The following is an 18,584-nucleotide window of genomic DNA, read 5'->3' on the forward strand; positions in this document are numbered from 1 at the left end:
ATGAGTTCAGACGCGCTCTGATAACAATTAAAATTGCGGGCATTCTCTATGCATGAACAAATAATTGCACCCGGTCAGCGGAGTAAAATAATCAAAGCCGATACGGAACACTACGCTTACTTAGATCTTGAGCTATTGTTAAAAAGTTATAGCGGCGGCGGCCTTACGGATATCCCGCCGGCAACCGCAGTCTCTTCATATTCCTATATGGCTAACCAGTACCTAAGCGACGGCCTCGAGACGCTAAAAGCCGCGATCAGGCCCAGCGGCGCCGGGGATCTCTTTGTTCTTGAAGAAAGCTACTTCCCTAATATCTGCGCGCTCCTCGCGGTTATTCAGGTACTGATCATTCGCGGTAACGCTTCGGTTTTAATTATCAGCGACCGCAAAATAAAAGACGGTATGGGCGATTTCTTCATCTCTAAGCAGGCCGGATTACGCGAGTGGCGCAGAAAGCTCAAGAGCAACAACGTCGCCAGCATCGGTAAGCTGCTGAGATATTATGCTGAATTACGCAGCGGCGGTCATTTAACCAAAAGAGAGTATGACGTTCTTCGCGCCGCATATACTTCACCGACCCGCGGCGGCGTCGAACGCATGCTCTCCATGAGTAATAAACAGGTATCCCATTACTACCTGAAGATCAAAGATAAGCTTGGTGTAAATAATAAACTCGCGATGCTCAATTATATTGGCTGGCTATTTCCTTAGCCTACGCGAGGCCTGAATTTATAAACATGAGTTTAAAGCCGGGAGAGCGGATGAAGAAAATAAATCTCGACATGGACGTTTTTGACGCGGCGCTGCTCCGCCTGGACTGGGTGTTTGAATCATTTGAGCAGGTTTGCCTGTCGTTCTCCGGGGGCAAGGACTCAACCGTCTTATTGCATCTGGCGGCAACCGTTGCGCGCGTGAAGCGCAAAAAGTTCGTGGTGCTGTTTATTGACTGGGAGGCGCAGTATTTATTAACGATTGAGCATGTCGAAAAAATGCGGACGCGCTATCAGGACGTCATCAGCCGTTTTTTCTGGATCGCCCTGCCGCTGACCACGGTAAGCGGCGTATCGCAGCACCAGCCGGAATGGATCTGCTGGGAACCCGGCGCTGAATGGGTGCGCCAGCCGCTGGAGGGGGCCGTCACCTGCGGCGCCGATCTCCCCTTCTATCACTATCCGATGACCTTTGAATCCTTTGTGCCGGCATTTATTCAATGGCTGGCCGCCGGACGCAGCCTCGCCTCGCTGATCGGCATTCGTACCGATGAGTCGCTACACCGCTACATGGCGCTGACCTCGCAGACAAAATCGCGCTTTGATAAGGAAAAGCCCTGGGACCGCGCTGCCGGGGGGCAAAAGCTACACCTGCTACCCTCTGTACGACTGGCGTACGCAGGATATCTGGATCTTCAACGCTAAATCAAAGCTCCCCTACAACCCGCTGTATGATTTGATGTACCGTGCCGGCGTGACGCTAAGAAACATGCGCGTTTGCGAACCCTTTGGCCCGGAGCAGCGCCGCGGATTGTGGCTTTACCACACGCTCGAACCTGACACATGGGAGAAGATGTGTCGCCGGGTGTGCGGCGCGCACGGCGCGGCGAAATATGCTAACGAAAGCGGCGATTATTTTGCCCTCAGAACGCAAATGCGCAAGCCGGAGCAGCATACCTGGCGCAGCTACGCGCTGTTCCTGCTTGAAAGCATGCCGCAGCAAACCGCGGAACATTACCGCAACAAGATCGCCATCTACCTGCACTGGTACCAGACGCGCGGCTTTCCGCAGGATATTCCCGATGCCCAGGATAAGGATCTTGGCTTTCGCGATATCCCCTCCTGGCGCAGGATCTGCAAAACGCTCCTCAAGAATGATTACTGGTGCCGGACGCTCTCATTCAGCCCGACCTAATCCCAGAACTATAAGAGATATTGCGACAATATCAGCAACAAACGAAAGACGTGGGGAACTCTGTAATGTCAACGGATATCAGCAAGGTCGTGGCCAACTACCTTGAATCTTTCTCAGATATAAAAAGTAAGATTGACGCCATTAACCAGCTTAAGATGCTCATCCACCGGCACAGCCCCTTCTGCGACGAGCCCGTGGATTGCGTATTATGGGTTGACGCCGGGTCAGTCACGGCAAATGATTATAATCCCAACAGCATGAGCGCAACGGAAAAAAGGCTGCTGGAGCGCTCGGTAGAAATGGACGGCTTCACCCAGCCGGTGGTGGTCGCTCGCCAGCAGGAGCAGTATCTGGTTGTCGATGGCTTTCATCGCCATCTGATAAGCGCCGCCAACCCGCAGATTCACCAGCGCCTGCGCGGCTATCTGCCGGTTACGCTGATTAACTCATCGCGTCAGGGGAAGAAAGAGCGTATCGCCGCCACCATTCGCCACAACCGCGCCAGAGGCAAACACCAGATCGCCGCCATGTCGGATATTGTTCGCGACCTTTACCGCCTGGGGTGGGACGATCGGCGCATCGGCCAGGAGCTGGGAATGGATCAGGACGAAGTTTTGCGCCTGAAGCAGATTAGCGGGCTGGCGGAGATTTTTATCGATGATAGCTTCAGCCAGGCCTGGACGGTTGAATAGCCCGACGGTCTGGATCCGTCATGACGATGCGCTCCCTACTCTTCGGTAGGGATAACCGATATATGGCTGTTACGCTCCAGAATGGCATATTTTATTTTGCGAAATTCCGTGATGCCCTGATTTTGACGAGCGGCGACCAGGATATCGTCGCAGGAGACATCGACCTTTTTCAGGTTATCGGTTAACGGCACCCCGTCGGCCACCAGCACAACGGGGGAGCCGTCAAGCGCCGACTCCGCGCCAGAAATATACTTTTTCATTAGCCCAAACAGGATATCGACCACCACCAGGGTAATAATCGTCAGCATCGCCCCGGTAACCGAAAAATCGTTGCCCAGCAGCGCCTGCTGCGTCGCCTCGCTGATAATCAGCAGCAGGATCAGGTCGAAGCTGGTCATTTGTAATAATGCGCGGCGTCCGGCAATTTTAAATACCACCAGCAGGATTAAATAAATGGCTAACGCCCGGAAAACCATCTCCATACCAGCCCCCTAAGGATAAATAAACTGCCAATAGCGGATCTCAGGCTCGGCGTTCACCCGGATGATATTCTCAGACCGCCCCGGCTTCGCCGGCGTGACGTACAGCCAGAGAGAGAAATCGCCTTTATTTTTCACGTTGTTATAGATCAGATAAAGCGTATTTCCCTGGCTGTACATACCGTCCGGCTGCGGCCAGATGCCGCCTGGCTCATAGTTTTCATTAAAATCACCGCCGAGGCTGAAGACATATTTATCGCCACGGAGCAGATGCGCCGTGATTTTGAGGCGAAACTCTTTTTGCAGTCGGCCAAAATGGTCATAGGCGATCTTTAGGGTCTGCGGCGGATTGGCTTTTTCAGCCTCGCTAAAATAGCCGACAGAAAATCCGCCGGCCAGCGCGGCGCAGATAATAGCCAACAGAATAGCCAGGCCCACCTTCCTTACGGCGGCCTCAAAATTCAGCAGGCGCCGGCTCTCTTTGATACCGGGCAACTTCACCTTATGACCTGCCATTCCCCCCTCGCCGCCTCGCCATAAATTATAAATACGGTATTTTACAAGGAGATAATTATTTAAGGCTCATCATCTTTGCCTGATTAAGCAATAGCAAGCACGCTTAATATGTCAAGCAGATAGCCGCATAAAGGCAGCGTGAGATTATTCACCACCGCTCGATGGTGGCCGCTTTTCATTCCGGCGCATGCGCCGCGGCCGCCGAGGGCTGCGTAAAGGCGCTGCGCCCCCTAAGAAATAACGGGCGGCGGCGCAAACGAGTTTTAACTATAATCATCCGGCTCCCACATTTTCAGCGAGGCCTGCCGTGTTAGCCAATATCCTTATCGCCCTGGTGGCCGCCATCCACCTCTATATCCTGATCCTCGAAATGTTTCTATGGGATACCAAAACGGGCCACAAGGCATTTAACCTGAGCGCTGATTTTGCTCGCGACAGCCGGGTGCTGGCCGCTAACCAGGGACTGTACAACGGCTTTTTAGCGGCGGGCCTGCTGTGGGGATTGTGGGCGGGAGAGAGCGGCTTGCAGTTTAAAATCTTTTTCCTGTGCTGCGTTGTGCTTGCCGGGATATACGGTTCGGTGACGGCAAACAGGAAAATACTCTATATTCAGGCTCTCCCGGCCTTAGCGGCGCTGGCCGCTCTGCTGATCGGCTGACGGTGAATAAAATAAGCCGTCAGCCGATCGCACTCAGCGACTTAATAATCAGCCGCGCCTTAATCACGTCCGGCTTTTTCTACTCTTCGTGGAGGTTACTCTGAACACGTTCAGCATTATTGCCATACCTTTTTTCACTCTTGCCGTTATTCTCTTAACCTTGGGTGCGACCAGGAAGAACCGGGCGTGCTTTATCGTTGGCGGCGTGCTGATGTCCTCCGCCGTTGTCAACGCGGTAATTGGAATGTCGCTTTAGCGGGTTGCCGGAAAAACACCCCGGCCAGCGGCTAAAACGAGCGCGCCGCCCGGTATGTGATGCGCGCGCTCCCGTCTGAACGGAAATGCCTGGCGCCTGTCAGAACCGCCAGGCGGCGAATAAGACGCCGTTAACCTGCCCTGACTTTTGCGTAACGGGGCTGTCGGCGGCATCGTTCTGCAGACGCTGTGCGCTCACCCGGGCGCCGATCAGCCACGCCGGCGTCATCGAGTAGTCCATTCCCAGCTGCCAGCCCACTTTCTCCAGCCCGTCCCCGCTGTCGTAGCGTGCCAGGCCGCTGCGCGCCGACTGGGCGGCGGTGACGCCGTACTGCGTCCGCATATAATCTCCGTCCCCCCAGCTCAGGCTGGGTCCGGTATAAAAGCGCAGGCTCTCCAGCGGCCGCCACTGCAGATGCGCCCAGGAGATGAGCTTAAAGCCCTGCTGATTGCCGCCGATATCCTGGGTCAAAATCACGCCGCCGCTGAAGAGCTGATTTTCATAAACCGCCGAGCTAAAGGCCCGCGGCGAGAAGCGAATATCGCCCAGCCCTCTGAGGTGCTCATCATCCGACTGCTGGCGGGGGGAGATATCCGCGCCCACGCCGAGCGAAAAGGTCCAGCGTTCGGTGCGGGCAAACTCCCAGCCCAGCGCCGTAAGATCGTCCACTCCGCCGACAAAAAACGGCCCGTAAGCCAGCTTTACCGCGGGTACGAACGTCGTTTTGGACTCTTTAGCGCCGGAATATTTCGGCTTGACGCCAACGCCGCCGCCGATAAAGCCGGAAAAGCCGTTTGCAGAAGGCTCGGCCACGGCGGGAAAGGTTGCCGCAGAGAGCAGGCACAGGAGCGTAAAGGGTTTAGCCAGGGTGGATAGCATGCAGATGATCCTTACCGTTACAGGAAGCCGACAATCAGGTTGGCTTATTAAAACAGGCTCCAGTAACCCCTCTTTTTACCTCAGGTAAAGTTATGTAACTGCCACAAGTATACGCACCTGAAAACAGGCTCCCCCGCCGCGACGGTTGCGCACCGAAAGGCTGCCCCGGTGGTATTCGGTGATTGAACGGACCAGCGCCAGGCCGAGCCCGCAGCCCTTTGTGCCGCTGCTGAGGCGATAAAACGGCTCAAAAACCCGCTCTTTTTCCACCTCCGGAATGCCGGGGCCGCGGTCTTTCACCTCGAGGATAAAGTACTCCCGGTCGCTAAGGCTGAGGACAACCGAGATATCGTTACCGGCATAGCGCTGCGCGTTTTCAATCAGGTTGCGCAGCAGGCGCCGTATTAACCGCGCATCCACCTCGGCGAGCACGTGGCCAGCGCGCAGCTCAACCTGCGCGCTGGCGCACTCCTCCGCCGCGATAGCGGTTATATCCGCCGGTCGGAAATCGCCGGTTATCACGCCGGTGGTCATCGTCAGGCGGCTCAGCGTCAAAATATCCTCCACCAGCTCATCGAGCTCGCCGACGCTGCGCCGCAGTTCGCGGGAGGCGGGCGACTCCTTCTGCACCAATAGCGTCGCCGCCATTTGAATACGCATCAGCGGCGAACGCAGCTCGTGCGAGGCGTTAGCCAGCATCGTTTTTTGCGATTGAACCAGCTGCTCAATTTGCCCGGCGGCGCGGTTAAAGCTGGCCGCAAGCTGCGCCACTTCATCGCGTCCGCTAACCTGCACGCGCGCCCCGAGGTTGCCTTTGCCGAGCGACTCGACGCTCTGCTGCAGCGACTCCAGGCGAGCGGTTAAGCGACGGATCACCGGAAAAGACACCAGCACCACGCTGGTGGTCATGGCCAGCAGCATCAGGATAAACAGCCACGGACGCTTTTGTCGGTCGTTGCTTAGCTGAATAACCAGCACGCGCCCGTCTTTAAGCTGCCAGACAAAACGCGTCCCGTACCAGTCATCAAATCCTCCTCCGGGCGCCACGCGCTGCGGGAAAGGAAGCGGCGGATCGAGCGGGCGGCTGAGCGGAGCGCCGTCGGCGGCGTACAGGGAGAAGCGCGTATGGGTGCGCTGGATCCAACTATCGATGGCCTGGGACTGCGCGCCGCGCGAGGCGGAAGCCGGCGGAAGGTTTTGTTCCACCAGCTCGGAGAAGGTGGCGAAGGCTTTCAAATGACGGTTGTTATCGTTGTTCCATAGCCACAGGGCGATAGTGCAGATCACCACCAGCGCCAGGGCGCAGCTAAAGGCGAAAAAAATCTGCAGATGCATGGGAAAACAGGCGAGCCGCTTCATGCGTAGGGTAATGCCGAGAAGACGTAGCCGACGCCGCGCACGGTAATAATGCGCTTCGGCACCTGCGGGTCGTCCTCGATAGCCTGGCGAATACGCCCGATATGGACATCGATGGCGCGATCGAAGCTGTCATAGCTTTCGCCGCGCACTAACTGCCAGATCTGTTCGCGGTTAAGCACGCGGCCGGCGTTGCGCGCCAGCGAGACCAGCAGGTCAAACTGTAGGGAGGTCAGGCTGCAGGGGCGCTGGTTAAGCGTGACGCTGCGCGCTGCGGTATCAATCTCCAGCGCGCCGGAACGAATAACGCCGTCGCCGCCCGACGCCGCTCCGGGCTTCATGCGCCGCAGTACCGCGCGCATACGCGCCAGCAGCTCGCGCGGCTCAAAGGGTTTTGCCAGATAGTCGTCGGCTCCCACTTCGAGACCGATCATGCGATCCGCCGGGTCTCCGCGTCCCGTCACCATAATAATCGCCGGGTCATACTGGAGCCGGGTGCGAATCTGCCGACACAGCGCCAGGCCGTCGGCATCGCCCAGCATCAAATCCAGCAGTACGACATCGAACTTGCGCTGCTTCATCTTATTTTGCGCGTCCTGCGCGCTGGCGCTATGTACCACGCTAAATTCATACTGGGTAAGGTAGGGCATCAGCATGCCGGCCAGTCGGCTATCATCCTCAATCAACAAAACGGAGGTCATCTTTATCTTCCAGACAAAAAGCATTGCGTCAATGAATTAAAGACAGCGTCGCCTGGCAGTTAGTTTCAGACCGCGGCGCGGCTACCGCTAATTACTTTGCCCGAGCGGCCCCGCTCCCTGCGCGCGTGCTACCCGCCCGCTCACGGATAAAAGCCGGACCCGCAACGTTGGCGGGTCCGGCGTATAGCCTCAGGCTCAGGATTTAGCGAACGCCAGCAGGTCCGGGTTAATTACCTCAGGATGGGTGGCAAACATGCCGTGCGACAGCCCCGGGTAGGTTTTCAGCGTCCCGTGCTTCAGCAGCTTGATTGATTTGCGCGCGGCGTCATCGACAGGCACCACCTGATCGTCTTCGCCGTGCATTACCAGTACCGGAACATCAATCGCCAGTAAATCCTGCGTAAAGTCGGTTTCAGAGAACGCTTTGATACAGTCATATTGCGCTTTAGCGCCGCCTGCCATGCCCTGACGCCACCAGTTATCGATCAGGCCCTGGCTGATTTTGGCCCCCGGGCGGTTAAAGCCGTAGAACGGACCCGACGGCACGTCAATGAAGAATTGCGCGCGGTTGGCGGCAAGCGCGGAGCGGAAGCCATCAAATACGGATAGCGGGAGCCCTTCCGGGTTAGCGGCCGTTTTTAGCATAATCGGCGGAACCGCGCCCATCAGCACCGCCTTCGCCACGCGCCCTTTTTCGGCCCTGGCGACATAGCGCGCCACTTCTCCGCCGCCGGTAGAGTGGCCGATATGGATAGCATTTTTCAGATCCAGCGCGCGGGCAAGTTCAGCGACGTCGGCGGCATAAGTATCCATCTCGTTGCCGGTATCGGTCTGGTCGGAACGCCCATGACCGCGACGATCGTGGGCAATCACCCGATACCCCTGCGATAAAAAGAACAGCATCTGATTATCCCAGTCGTCGGCGCTTAACGGCCAGCCGTGATGGAAAACGACGGGCTGCGCGTTTTTAGGGCCCCAGTCTTTATAGAAAATGCGGGTACCGTCTTTGGTAGTAATAATGCCGTTGCTCATAGGAATATCTCCTGTCTGTGATGAGAATGATGTCATACCCCGGGCTAAGGGCGAAAGTGACAGCCCGATACCGGCGGACAACGTGCCGCTGAGGATCAGCAGACGCCGCCGTGAAATTGCAAACCGTTCGTCTGGCATACCTGCTCCTTTATCGTTCAGGTCATCGCTGTTGTTGGCCGATGGAGCTATTGTTATGCAATACGTCGGGAGATAGAATTGTCAAAAATGACACTATAAGAGGCAAAAATGACAAATGAAGCCTTCTGTTGAAAAGAGCATCGTGGCGGAAGTGGGTCTGCTGATTTATCCCGAGTGCCAGCTGGCGGCGGTGTATGGATTGACGGATATGTTCAGGATTGCGGCGGACTGGGCGGTGAGCATTTCCGGCGAGGAGCGCGTTCGCGCAATCCGGGTGTCGCACTGGCAGGTCATGCCCGACGGCGATACGGTGGCGTGCGTCTGGGACAGCCATCCGGATGAGCCGCATCGCCTGAGCCATGTGATAGCCCCGCCCAGCCTAGTCATGCCCGCGCAGATGAAGCCGATGGCGGCCCCTGCCGCCTGGATGAGCGCCCTGTATCATGACGGCGTGACGCTCTGTTCGGTCTGCGCCGGAGCGTTCGTGCTGGCGGAGACCGGGCTTATCGATCATCGTCGCGCAACGACGCACTGGGCGTTTGCTCAGGCCCTGGCGGAGCGTTTCCCGGAGATTGACGTCGCGGCGGAAAATATGGTTATCGACGACGGCGATATTATCACCGCCGGCGGCATTCTTGCCTGGACAGATCTCGGCCTGACGCTGATAGAGAAGCTGCTGGGAAACGGTACCATGCTGGCCACGGCGCGTTTTTTACTTATCGATCCTCCCCGCCGCAAGCAAAACACCTATTCGGCATTTATTCCGCATTTCGACCACGGCGACCCCGTCATTCTGCGCGTCCAGCACCACCTCCATGCGACATATTCTGAACAGCAAAGCATCGATGAAATGGCAGAGCTGGCGGGGATGACCCCGCGGACCTTTCTGCGCCGCTTTCAGAAAGCGACGGGCGTGCGGCCAACGGAGTATCTGCAACAGGTTCGCATCATGAAAGCGCGTGATGCCCTCGAGTTAACCGGGCGTTCGGCCGACCGTATTGCCTGGGAAGTGGGATATACCGATCCCTCAGCCTTCCGCAAAATTTTTCGCAAAATCACCGGCGTAACGCCGGGACAGTACCGGCAGCGTTTTGGCCTGGAATAAAGCGGCCTGCCGCTGCCCCGGCTTAATTGTAATTAACGGACCAAGGCGCCCGGCATATTATTTAATTGCCGCCGCGCAAGGAATTAAGCGGAAATGTTTATAACTTGATGTTTTCTTTTTTCAATTGTATGACTATCGCAATAATATTCTTAATATGATAAAGGCTGTTAAATGTTCGACGTAAAAATCCGTGAAGTTAGTCAAGAACTATCTGCCAAAGAACGGAATGTCGCCAATTATATCATTGAAAACAAACAGTCCTTGAAAAGTATGAGTATTCAGATGCTGGTTAAGGTAAATGGCGTGAGCACCACCGCTATTTTACGCTTATGCCACAAGCCAGTTTATCAAGGGGCCAGCGGTCTTAAAATTGAGATGCGGCAGAACTATTTAACCGATGATTAGCGGGCCCGCTATGCGTAAACGCGCCCGCGGCCCTGGATCAGGATCGCCGCCGGAACTGCACCATCCGGTCAATGACGATCGCGCAGATAAGGATCGCCAGCCCCGCCAGAATGCCTTTACCCTGGGCAGCGTACTGCAGCGCGGAAAGGACATCCTCGCCTAAGCCCTTTGCGCCGATCAGCGCGGCAATCACCACCATCGACAGGCTCATCAGCACCGTCTGGCTGACGCCCGCCAGGATCGCCGGGCGGGCGATCGGCAAATCGACTTTAAATAGCATAAACCCTCGTCCGGCGCCAAAAGCCAGGGCCGCCTCCCGCACGGCGGGCGGAACGTTGGCAATACCAAAAGCCGTCTGACGAATCACCGGGGCGATGCCGAAGATGATGGTGGCAATAATCCCGGCGGTCTTACCGATACCGAACAGGGCGATGATCGGGATCAGGTAGACGAAAGCGGGCGTGGTTTGCATAAAATCAAGGACCGGCCGAATAACGGACGCCACGCGCCGGCGATAGCCGCTCCAGATGCCGAGCGGGATGCCAACGGCGACGGCGATGAACGACGCCGTCCCCAGCAGCGCTACCGTCTGCATCGCTTTGGTCCAGTAGCCAAAGGCGAGGATATAGGCCAGCCCCACCCCGACGCCAAACGCCAGGCGCCAGCCGCCGCGCTGTGCGGCAAAGGCGAGGAGTACGATAAACACCACCGGCCACGGCGTGGCGATCAGCGCATATTCCAGGCCGCTCAGCAGCGCATCGATGACCCGGGATATATGCTGCGCGGCGGGAGCAAGGGCCGCGGCCAGCGACCCCATCCCCCCATCAATCCACCGCGATGCGTTCGCCGCCAGCTCGGGTAACCCGGCGGGGTTGAAAATCTGCGCGGGGATCGTCCCGGCGTAGTTTAAGAGCGCCATCGGCACGATCGCCAGCCAAATCAGCGCCGCGAAGAGGGCGGAGCCGGTCGAACAGGTCATACCGCTAAAATCCTCCGTCAGGCGCGCTCTGCGCAGCCGCCCCGCCATCAGCGGCACGGCGGCGAATCCTAAAATAACGCGCGTTCCCAGCAGCGCGGCCAGCCCGCCGAGAATAAGACCGCGCCCTCCCCGCTCGGCCTCAAGCGCCGCCCGCGCGTCGCTGGCGGCTTTGCTCAGCGACGCGGCGGAGCGTTCCAGAGATTGCGTCATCGCGCTCTGCGGATCCTGCCTGTGGGCCGCGGCGGCCTCCTGCGCCCGCTGGCTCGCAAGCTCAACCAGGGTGGTCACGCGCGCCTGCTGGTCGCGCGACAGGCCGTGGCTCAGGGCAAGCACGATCAGCGCCGCCCCAATCAGCTCGGCGCTTAAAAATAGCCAGAACAGCCCACGAAAGCGGTGCGCGCCTAGCCAGAGGCTGCCGAATAGCGCCGCTTTGCTATGAAAAGGCGGCAGCCTGCGCGATTCATCCTGCAGTTGGCTAAACGCGCGCTGGTAAAACGGCGTCACGACATCCGGCTGGTGCATCATGTGGTCTCCTCCGCTCTCGCCATGCCAATGCGGATAAATCGGGCGACATAGTCATTGGCCGGACGGGCCAGCAGCTCCGCCGGCGTGGCCAGCTGCTCAAAGCGGCCCTGCCGCATAACGGCGATACGATCCGCGATGCGCAGCGCTTCGCCGACATCATGGGTAATAAACAGCGTGGTTTTATTGAGGTCGCGCGACAGGCTGCGAAACTCGGCCTGCAGGTCGTCGCGGATTAGCGGGTCCAGGGCGCTGAAGGGCTCGTCCATCAGCAAAACGTCCGGGTCGGAGGCCAGCGCGCGCGCCAGCCCAACCCGCTGCTTCATCCCGCCGGAGAGCGTGTCGATCCCGCGCTGCCCCATCCCGGCAAGCCCCAGTCGTTCCAGAAGCGCTTCCGCGCGCGTTTCGCGCCGGGCGCGGGCGACGCCGAGGATTTCCAGCGGCAATGCCACGTTTTCCTGAATGCTCATATGCTCAATGAGAGCATGGCTCTGGAACACCATGCCGATACGGCGGGCGCGCAGCTCGCGCAGCCTGGCGGGCGACAGCTCGGCAATCGCCTCCCCGGCGATGCGTACTCGGCCGGCGCTGGGCGCGATCAGGTGGTTCACCATGCGCAGCAGCGTGGACTTGCCGCACCCGGAGAGGCCTAAAATGCATAGCAGTTCGCCGCGCTCGACGTGCATATCGATACCGCGCACCGCCGCCAGGCCGCCCGCGGGCAGGCGGGCGTCAGGGTCGCGCCGCAGCGCCGCGACGGCGTGCTGCGGATCGCAGCCGAAGACCTTCCAGACGTTTTCCAGCTGGATCATTTCGCGCTCAGCCAGTCGGCAACGCGCGCCTTATTCGCATCCAGCCAGCCGCGCGCCGCCTGCTCCGGCGTCTTCCCTTCGACGGCGATCGCATAGGCCAGGGCGCTGACGTCCTGGGTATTGAAATGGACCGCTTCGACGATTTTTGCCCCTTCAGGGTTCGTTTGGGCAAAGTGATTGCTGTAGGCGATGTGGATCGCCGCGTCGCCATAGCCGGTGCTGATGCGCGATTTCGTTAACCACTCCGGGTCCGACTGATCCGCAACCTGCCAGGTCTGCGGATTATATTTAGGCTCCTGCAGATTGGTGAGCTTGTAGCGGACGTAGTTCTGATGCGGCGCATAGCAGTAGCCGATCCAGGCGCCGCCCGTTTTCGCGGCGTTATCCAGCGCCGCCGTCGCCACCGCCTCATCGGAACGGGTCAGGTCGAAGAACGGCGCGAAGCCGTAGGTCCGCGCGCGGATCTCTTCATAATTCGTCGACAGCCAGCCCGCCGCGCCCAGCCAGATCTGACCGCGATCCGAACCTTTCGCTGCAAAAACTTTGGCCTTGTCAGGATCGGTCAGATCGTAGACGGAATGAATATTGTGCGCCTCGGCGGTCGCCGTCAGGGTGCAGTAGCCCTGGGTTCCGGCATAGGCGTTTTTCGCCAGGGTGACGTTCTTGCCGGCCCCGGCGTATTTCGCCACCAGCGCCTGCTGATTGGGTAGCCAAACGTCAGTCCAGATATCGATCTCGCCGTTGTTGCGGTTCAGCCCTTCCCAGATAACCGGCACAGAGGAGACGGGCACAATTTTGGTCTCCTCCCCCGCCTGATCTTCGAGCAGCAGCTTGACGACGTACGCCGTGCCCTGAGCGGTGGCATAGCCGGCATCCACGATGCTGACGGCGTGGGCCGCGGGCGTCGCCAGCAGAAGGGCGACAACTATTTTTTTCGCTGAAAGTTTCATCGGGCTATCATCCTTCCGGGTCGTTAAGGTGGGTGAGAAGAGGTTGCGGCACGGGCAGGCTGAGCCTCTCGCGCAGCGTGCCGCTAAATTCCAGCGGCGTCAGCAGGCCGCGTTCGCGAAGCAGGGGAACCACATCGGAAATAAAGAGATCCAGCCCTTCCGGGAAGGTGGGAGGCAGCAGCATAAAGCCGTCCGCCCCGCCCGCTTCGTGCCAGCGGATCATCTCCGCCGCCACCTGCTGCGGGGTGCCGACGATCTGCAGGTGGCCGCGCGCTCCGGCAATGCGCCGCGCCAGCTGCAGCACGGTAAGGTTTTCGCGCTCCGCCAGCTCCCGCAGCAGCTGCTGGCGGCTGGCAATGGAATTGGACGCGGGCAGCGGCGGCAGAGGGCCGTTGGGATCGACATCCGTTAAATCAATATCACCGAGATAGCTCCCCAGCAGCGCCAGCGCGACCTCTTCGGCGATCAGCCCCTGTAGCTGGTCAAACTTCGCCCGGGCCTCGGCCTCGGTTTTGCCAATCACCGGAAAAATACCGGGCAGAATATACAGGTCGTCGCTGCTGCGGCCGGCCGCTGCACGGCGGGCGTGCAGATCCTGACGATAGGCAACCGCCTCTTCCAGGGTGGGCGCGGCGACGAAAATCACTTCCGCATGGCGGGCCGCCAGATCCCGTCCGGCGGGCGAAGCCCCGGCCTGCACCAGCACCGGCTGCCCCTGCGCGGAAGGAAAGACATTCAGCCCGCCCAGCGCGCGGAACCAGCGCCCCTGAAAGCCGGGCTCGCGCAGCGCATCGGCTGCAAAAAAAACGCCGCTTTGCTTATCGCGCGGAAATTTTGTCGTATCCCAGGAGCCCCACAGCGCCCGCACCGCCGCAATAAACTCCTCTGCCCGCGCGTAGCGCTTATCGTGGCGAAACTCCGTCGGGTTAAAGTTCGTGGCCTCACTCGACAGGCCCGACGTTACGATATTCCAGCCCAGGCGCCCGCCGCTGATAAGATCGAGCGAGGCCAGCTGGCGCGCCAGGGTGTAGGGCTCATTGAAGGTGGTGCTGGCGGTGACGACGATGCCGATGCGTCGCGTGGTGGCCGCAACCGCCGCGGCCAGGGTCAGCGCCTCGAAGCCATGCGACCACTCATCCACCCGCCGCGTCGCCTCGAGGGGCCCGGCGGGAATGCCGAGGCGGTCCGCAATAAAGGTGATATCAAATCCCGCGGCCTCGGCGGCGCGCGCGCTGGCAATATAGCTATCAACGGAGATATTGGCCTTTGGATCCGTATCCGGATGGCGCCACGCGGCGACATGATGGCCGCTCGGGTACTGCAGCAGCGAAAGCACCAGCGGCTTTTTCACGCGATTCATAGAAGCGGGTTCCGATTGTTGGCGACCGTAGACCCGGCGGCCTGGGATAAACAATCAGCTAAACTTATTGGAATAAGAAATGGCATTCAAATACCATTTTGGCATATTTTATATGACATCGGCAGGCAGCATCGGCTGCCAGAAAGGGATCGATTACGGTACTTTCCGCGGTGGCGCTGTTCGCCGCCGATATCCTGCCGTCACCGCGCGAGCGGGTGCCCGGCGCATCGATTACGCCCCGGCGCTGAGGCGCATTTTTTCCCGCAACAGCGGCTCAAGCCAGGCAATAAATAGCTGCAGCGGCCGCGAAAGATGCCGTCGGCTGGGATACACAATGCTTACCGGCAGCGGCTGCGCTAAGCAGGACGGCATCACTTCGCACAGGATCCCCGCCTCCAGCCATTCGCTCACATCATATTCGGGGATCTGAATCATGCCCATGCCCGATATGCAGGCCGCAATATAGGCCTCGGCGCTGTTTACGGTCAGGTGGCTGCTGACGTCGGCGCTGAAAACCTCCCCATCCCGCGCCCACTCCCAGCGCTCCTGGCGCCCGGTGGTTGGCGAGACGTAGCCGACGGCAATATGGCCAGCGAGCCGTTCCGGCGATGCCGGCGTGCCAAAGGAGGAGAGATAGCCTTGAGAAGCGACGTTAATCAGCTTCAGGTTGCCCACCCGACGCGCCACCATTCCTGAATCATTCAGCACCCCGACGCGAACGGCGCAGTCCACCCCTTCCACCGGCAGATTGACGCTGCGATCGGTGATGCCAAGATCCACCTGAATCAACGGATGGCGGGCAAAAAAGTCCGGCAGCGCGGGAATAACGATGCGGCTTCCCACCCGGCCCGGCACGTCAACCTTAATTCTCCCCTTCACCTGGCCGCTGTCCTGGCGGAACAGATTTTCCGTCTCCTCGACGTCCTGCACCACAACCAGACAGCGCGCGTACAACGCGCTGCCATCAGAGGTCAGGGAGACGCTGCGCGTGGTGCGGTGTAGAAGACGCGTTCCCAGGCGCGACTCCAGCTCGCGGATAGCGGCGGAGATAGTCGAAGCCGGTCGGTTCAGCGTCTCCGCGGTGCGAATAAAGCTGCCGTTTTCCGCCACTCGGATAAATATCCGGAAAAGATCGATCGTATCCATTCTCGTCCCACTATTCGTTAATTCTGCATAGTGTATGCAGAATCAGCCTCTTTATACATATCTGTCAGGTATTAAGCTGTTATTGACCGGATTCGCCCGGACAATAACCGAAACAGGAGCTAAGCCATGGTAGATCACGCTATCAAAGGTAAAACCGTTCTCATCGCCGGTGGGGCAAAGAATCTCGGCGGACTCATTGCCCGGGATTTCGCCCAACAGGGCGCCCGCGCTATCGCTATCCACTACAACAGCCATGCGACGCGCGAAGAGGCCGAAGCGACCGTAGCCTGGATCAAATCCGTCGGCGTCGAAGCCGTTGCACTGCAGGCCGATCTGACCTCGGCGGCGGCGATGGAAAAACTCTTCGCGGATGCCGCAGCGGCGGTGGGACAACCCGATATTGCCATCAATACCGTCGGTAAAGTCCTCAAGAAACCGATGGCGGAGATCACCGAGGCCGAGTTCGATGAAATGAGCGCCGTTAACGCCAAATCGGCCTTCTTTTTCCTGAAAGAAGCGGGTAAAAACGTTAAAGATAACGGCAAAATCTGTACGTTAGTGACCTCGCTTCTTGGGGCTTACACGCCATTCTATTCGGCCTATGCCGGTATGAAAGCGCCGGTGGAACACTTCACGCGAGCGGCATCTAAGGAGCTGGGGGAACGCGGCATTTCCGTCACGGCCATCGGCCCGGGCCCGATGGATACGCCCTTCTTCTACCCCGCCGAAGGCGCCGAGGCCGTCGCCTATCATAAAACCGCCGCCGCCCTCTCTCCCTTTAGCCCAACCGGCCTGACGGATATCGGCGACATCGTTCCCTGGATTCGCTTTTTAGTCAGCGACGGCTGGTGGATGACCGGGCAGACGATTCTGGTCAACGGCGGCTATACCACCAAGTAAAGCATCGGTTAAACGCCCCTCTGGCTTCGAGGGGCCTGCGCTTTCCTCCTCCCCGCCCTCAATGGCGTTGCTTTTCCTGACCGAAACCGGGCCCTTTTTATACGTGACGCGCAGACGGCCCGGCACAGAAAATTAATTAATTGTTTTTAATGTCTTTTTTAAAATTACCGATCGTTGTGCTTAAATTTCTCACATATACATATTGATAAATATAAATATGTATATTAGTGTATTCATCACATCGCAAAACAACGTCATATGGAGCTATAGATGAACACCATCAAAACATCGTTCAAACCAGACCAGCAATATGGTTTATTCATCAATAATCAGTGGGTTAATTCAGAGAGCGGGCGAACTATTGAAAGCCGTAATCCTGCTAACGGCGAGTTCATTACCCGCATCCCGGATGCGACTGCTGGCGATATCGATCGCGCAGTTCAGGCTGCGGCACAGGCATTTGAAGCCTGGAAAAAAACAACGGTCGCGCAGAGATCCCTCGCCCTGCTAAAAATTGCAGACCAGCTCGAAGAACAGGCGGAACGTTTTGCCATCCTGGAAGCCCTCGACGTTGGCAAACCGATTCGGGAATCGAGGATGATTGATATCCCCGGCGCCATTGACCATTTCCGCTATTTTGCCGGCGTTCTCCGCAGCCAGTCCGATGAAGCAACGATGCTTGATGAAAATACCCTTAGCATCGTTCTCAGCGAACCGCTGGGGGTGGTTGGTCAGGTTATCCCGTGGAATTTCCCCTTGCTGATGGCCGCGTGGAAAATTGCCCCGGCGATTGCCGCCGGCAATACCGTAGTAATCAAACCGTCAGAGATGACCCCCGTCACCATTATGGAACTGGCAAAAATCTTTGCCCGGGTTCTTCCTGCCGGGGTGGTCAACATCGTGACCGGACTGGGAGCGACTGCCGGTCAGGCCCTGCTCGATCATCCGGACGTTCGTAAACTGGCCTTTACCGGTTCGACCCGCGTCGGTGAAATTGTCGCCGCGGCGGCAGCGAAGAAAATCATTCCGGCCACGCTGGAGCTGGGCGGCAAATCCGCCAACATTATCTTCCCTGATGCCAACATGGATCGTGCCGTCGAAGGGGCCGCGCTGGCCATTCTCTGGAACCAGGGTCAGGTATGTGAATCAGGAGCCCGCCTGTTTGTGCACCGTTCGGTGTACCAGGATTTCCTGGCACGACTCCTGAAGCATTTCGCCCACGTCCGCGTCGGTAACCCGCTTGACGAGCAGACTCAGATGGGCGCGCAGATCAGCGAAACCCAGATGAATCGCATCCTCGGCTACATTGAGATCGCGAAAGAGGAAGGAGCTACCATCCTGACCGGCGGTAAACGTCTCCAGGGCGAGAAATACGACAACGGGTATTTCATCGAACCCACCATCCTGGTGGACGTGCGCAACGACATGCGGGTTGCATACGAAGAGATCTTTGGTCCGGTATTGTGCGTCATTCCGTTTGACGACGAAGCGGAAGTTATCAGGCTGGCAAATGATTCCGAATACGGGCTGGCCGGAGGGGTATGGACGCAGGATATCAACCGGGCGCTACGCGTATCCCGGGCGATTGAGACCGGTCGTATCTGGGTAAATACGTACCATGAGATCCCTGCTCACGCCCCGTTTGGCGGCTATAAGAGATCCGGTTTAGGTCGTGAAACCCATAAATCGATTCTGGATGCGTATACGCAGAAGAAAAACATTTACATCAGCCTGGCTGAGCAGCCTTTTAATCTGTTCTGAGCTTATTTAAATCGCAACATCTAAATTTATAT

Annotated in this window: 18 protein-coding genes and 1 pseudogene; 8 read left to right on the top strand and 11 right to left on the bottom strand. The window is 58.2% G+C overall.

All coding sequences use genetic code 11. The features are described from left to right. Positions 1-48: 48 nt before the first annotated feature. The 3 genes and pseudogenes from AC1M2H_RS20645 (at position 49) to AC1M2H_RS20655 (ending at position 2,597) form a co-directional block, all read left to right on the top strand. Positions 49-711 carry a hypothetical protein gene (locus AC1M2H_RS20645; RefSeq protein ID WP_480148848.1) on the top strand — a complete coding sequence of 221 codons (663 nt, stop codon included), beginning with the start codon at positions 49-51 and terminating at the stop codon, positions 709-711. A gap of 50 nt (positions 712-761) precedes the next feature. Further along, positions 762-1,971: pseudogene (locus AC1M2H_RS20650) on the top strand (phosphoadenosine phosphosulfate reductase). After that, a complete protein-coding gene (locus tag AC1M2H_RS20655; RefSeq protein WP_480148849.1) occupies positions 1,971-2,597 on the top strand; it encodes an IbrB-like domain-containing protein in 627 nt (208 codons plus the stop codon). The pseudogene AC1M2H_RS20650 and the gene AC1M2H_RS20655 overlap by 1 nt, the downstream one beginning before the upstream one ends. A 35-nt stretch (positions 2,598-2,632) precedes the next feature. Here the strand turns inward: AC1M2H_RS20655 and AC1M2H_RS20660 are convergent, their stop codons facing one another. Next, the gene (locus AC1M2H_RS20660) at positions 2,633-3,079 is read right to left on the bottom strand and encodes a DUF421 domain-containing protein (protein ID WP_480148850.1); all 447 of its coding nucleotides are present in this window, start codon (positions 3,077-3,079) and stop codon (positions 2,633-2,635) included. A 9-nt stretch (positions 3,080-3,088) separates the two neighbouring features. Next, positions 3,089-3,592 (bottom strand): hypothetical protein, encoded by a 504-nt coding sequence (locus AC1M2H_RS20665; RefSeq protein ID WP_480148851.1) that lies wholly within the window; start codon positions 3,590-3,592, stop codon positions 3,089-3,091. Between the two features lie 307 nt (positions 3,593-3,899). On the opposite strand from AC1M2H_RS20665, the gene AC1M2H_RS20670 reads away from it, so the two are divergent. Next, positions 3,900-4,250, top strand: a complete 351-nt coding sequence (locus AC1M2H_RS20670; RefSeq protein WP_480148852.1) for a DUF1304 domain-containing protein — start codon at positions 3,900-3,902, stop codon at positions 4,248-4,250. Positions 4,251-4,605: 355 nt separating this feature from the next. Here the strand turns inward: AC1M2H_RS20670 and AC1M2H_RS20675 are convergent, their stop codons facing one another. The 4 genes from AC1M2H_RS20675 to AC1M2H_RS20690 all read right to left on the bottom strand — a co-directional run bounded on the left by AC1M2H_RS20675 (position 4,606) and on the right by AC1M2H_RS20690 (position 8,474). Then, positions 4,606-5,385 (bottom strand): MipA/OmpV family protein, encoded by a 780-nt coding sequence (locus AC1M2H_RS20675; RefSeq protein WP_480148853.1) that lies wholly within the window; start codon positions 5,383-5,385, stop codon positions 4,606-4,608. A 90-nt stretch (positions 5,386-5,475) separates the two neighbouring features. After that, positions 5,476-6,720 carry a sensor histidine kinase gene (locus AC1M2H_RS20680; protein ID WP_480148854.1) on the bottom strand — a complete coding sequence of 415 codons (1,245 nt, stop codon included), beginning with the start codon at positions 6,718-6,720 and terminating at the stop codon, positions 5,476-5,478. A 20-nt stretch (positions 6,721-6,740) separates the two neighbouring features. Continuing rightward, positions 6,741-7,442, bottom strand: a complete 702-nt coding sequence (locus tag AC1M2H_RS20685) for a response regulator (RefSeq protein WP_480148855.1) — start codon at positions 7,440-7,442, stop codon at positions 6,741-6,743. A gap of 195 nt (positions 7,443-7,637) precedes the next feature. After that, positions 7,638-8,474, bottom strand: coding sequence for an alpha/beta fold hydrolase (locus AC1M2H_RS20690; RefSeq protein WP_480148856.1), 837 nt, complete (start codon positions 8,472-8,474; stop codon positions 7,638-7,640). Positions 8,475-8,727: 253 nt separating this feature from the next. Here AC1M2H_RS20690 and AC1M2H_RS20695 point away from each other — a divergent pair, with 253 nt between their 5' ends. Next, positions 8,728-9,717: a GlxA family transcriptional regulator gene (locus tag AC1M2H_RS20695; protein ID WP_480148857.1), complete on the top strand. Its 990-nt coding sequence runs from the start codon at positions 8,728-8,730 to the stop codon at positions 9,715-9,717. Positions 9,718-9,888: 171 nt separating this feature from the next. Further along, positions 9,889-10,122 carry a hypothetical protein gene (locus tag AC1M2H_RS20700; protein ID WP_480148858.1) on the top strand — a complete coding sequence of 78 codons (234 nt, stop codon included), beginning with the start codon at positions 9,889-9,891 and terminating at the stop codon, positions 10,120-10,122. A gap of 37 nt (positions 10,123-10,159) precedes the next feature. Here AC1M2H_RS20700 and AC1M2H_RS20705 read toward each other — a convergent pair whose 3' ends face one another. The 5 genes from AC1M2H_RS20705 to AC1M2H_RS20725 form a co-directional block, all read right to left on the bottom strand. Beyond that, positions 10,160-11,626 (bottom strand): ABC transporter permease, encoded by a 1,467-nt coding sequence (locus AC1M2H_RS20705; RefSeq protein WP_480148859.1) that lies wholly within the window; start codon positions 11,624-11,626, stop codon positions 10,160-10,162. Beyond that, complete coding sequence (locus AC1M2H_RS20710) at positions 11,623-12,435, bottom strand: ATP-binding cassette domain-containing protein (RefSeq protein WP_480148860.1); 813 nt, start codon at positions 12,433-12,435, stop codon at positions 11,623-11,625. Before AC1M2H_RS20710 ends, AC1M2H_RS20705 begins: the two co-directional genes overlap by 4 nt. Beyond that, the gene (locus AC1M2H_RS20715) at positions 12,432-13,385 is read right to left on the bottom strand and encodes a glycine betaine ABC transporter substrate-binding protein (RefSeq protein WP_480148861.1); all 954 of its coding nucleotides are present in this window, start codon (positions 13,383-13,385) and stop codon (positions 12,432-12,434) included. Before AC1M2H_RS20715 ends, AC1M2H_RS20710 begins: the two co-directional genes overlap by 4 nt. A 7-nt stretch (positions 13,386-13,392) precedes the next feature. After that, positions 13,393-14,745: an NtaA/DmoA family FMN-dependent monooxygenase gene (locus AC1M2H_RS20720; protein ID WP_480148862.1), complete on the bottom strand. Its 1,353-nt coding sequence runs from the start codon at positions 14,743-14,745 to the stop codon at positions 13,393-13,395. 231 nt (positions 14,746-14,976) lie between these two features. Next, the gene (locus tag AC1M2H_RS20725) at positions 14,977-15,891 is read right to left on the bottom strand and encodes a LysR family transcriptional regulator (protein WP_480148863.1); all 915 of its coding nucleotides are present in this window, start codon (positions 15,889-15,891) and stop codon (positions 14,977-14,979) included. 126 nt (positions 15,892-16,017) lie between these two features. Between AC1M2H_RS20725 and AC1M2H_RS20730 the strand changes: the two genes are divergently transcribed. Continuing rightward, positions 16,018-16,791 carry an SDR family oxidoreductase gene (locus AC1M2H_RS20730; protein ID WP_480148864.1) on the top strand — a complete coding sequence of 258 codons (774 nt, stop codon included), beginning with the start codon at positions 16,018-16,020 and terminating at the stop codon, positions 16,789-16,791. A gap of 270 nt (positions 16,792-17,061) precedes the next feature. Beyond that, entirely contained in the window at positions 17,062-18,552 is a 1,491-nt protein-coding gene (locus AC1M2H_RS20735; RefSeq protein ID WP_480148865.1) for an aldehyde dehydrogenase family protein, read from the top strand. The last annotated feature ends 32 nt before the right edge of the window (positions 18,553-18,584 follow it).

The sequence above is a fragment of the Klebsiella sp. F11 genome (assembly GCF_056712265.1).

Bases quoted from the DNA above. Each gene is read 5' to 3' on its own strand.
- AC1M2H_RS20645 (WP_480148848.1), top strand. From the start codon at position 49: ATGCATGAACAAATAATTGCACCCGGTCAGCGGAGTAAAATAATCAAA.
- AC1M2H_RS20655 (WP_480148849.1), top strand. From the start codon at position 1,971: ATGTCAACGGATATCAGCAAGGTCGTGGCCAACTACCTTGAATCTTTC.
- AC1M2H_RS20660 (WP_480148850.1), bottom strand. From the start codon at position 3,079: ATGGAGATGGTTTTCCGGGCGTTAGCCATTTATTTAATCCTGCTGGTG.
- AC1M2H_RS20665 (WP_480148851.1), bottom strand. From the start codon at position 3,592: ATGGCAGGTCATAAGGTGAAGTTGCCCGGTATCAAAGAGAGCCGGCGC.
- AC1M2H_RS20675 (WP_480148853.1), bottom strand. From the start codon at position 5,385: ATGCTATCCACCCTGGCTAAACCCTTTACGCTCCTGTGCCTGCTCTCT.
- AC1M2H_RS20680 (WP_480148854.1), bottom strand. From the start codon at position 6,720: ATGCATCTGCAGATTTTTTTCGCCTTTAGCTGCGCCCTGGCGCTGGTG.
- AC1M2H_RS20685 (WP_480148855.1), bottom strand. From the start codon at position 7,442: ATGACCTCCGTTTTGTTGATTGAGGATGATAGCCGACTGGCCGGCATG.
- AC1M2H_RS20690 (WP_480148856.1), bottom strand. From the start codon at position 8,474: ATGAGCAACGGCATTATTACTACCAAAGACGGTACCCGCATTTTCTAT.
- AC1M2H_RS20695 (WP_480148857.1), top strand. From the start codon at position 8,728: ATGAAGCCTTCTGTTGAAAAGAGCATCGTGGCGGAAGTGGGTCTGCTG.
- AC1M2H_RS20700 (WP_480148858.1), top strand. From the start codon at position 9,889: ATGTTCGACGTAAAAATCCGTGAAGTTAGTCAAGAACTATCTGCCAAA.
- AC1M2H_RS20705 (WP_480148859.1), bottom strand. From the start codon at position 11,626: ATGATGCACCAGCCGGATGTCGTGACGCCGTTTTACCAGCGCGCGTTT.
- AC1M2H_RS20710 (WP_480148860.1), bottom strand. From the start codon at position 12,435: ATGATCCAGCTGGAAAACGTCTGGAAGGTCTTCGGCTGCGATCCGCAG.
- AC1M2H_RS20715 (WP_480148861.1), bottom strand. From the start codon at position 13,385: ATGAAACTTTCAGCGAAAAAAATAGTTGTCGCCCTTCTGCTGGCGACG.
- AC1M2H_RS20720 (WP_480148862.1), bottom strand. From the start codon at position 14,745: ATGAATCGCGTGAAAAAGCCGCTGGTGCTTTCGCTGCTGCAGTACCCG.
- AC1M2H_RS20725 (WP_480148863.1), bottom strand. From the start codon at position 15,891: ATGGATACGATCGATCTTTTCCGGATATTTATCCGAGTGGCGGAAAAC.
- AC1M2H_RS20730 (WP_480148864.1), top strand. From the start codon at position 16,018: ATGGTAGATCACGCTATCAAAGGTAAAACCGTTCTCATCGCCGGTGGG.
- AC1M2H_RS20735 (WP_480148865.1), top strand. From the start codon at position 17,062: ATGAACACCATCAAAACATCGTTCAAACCAGACCAGCAATATGGTTTA.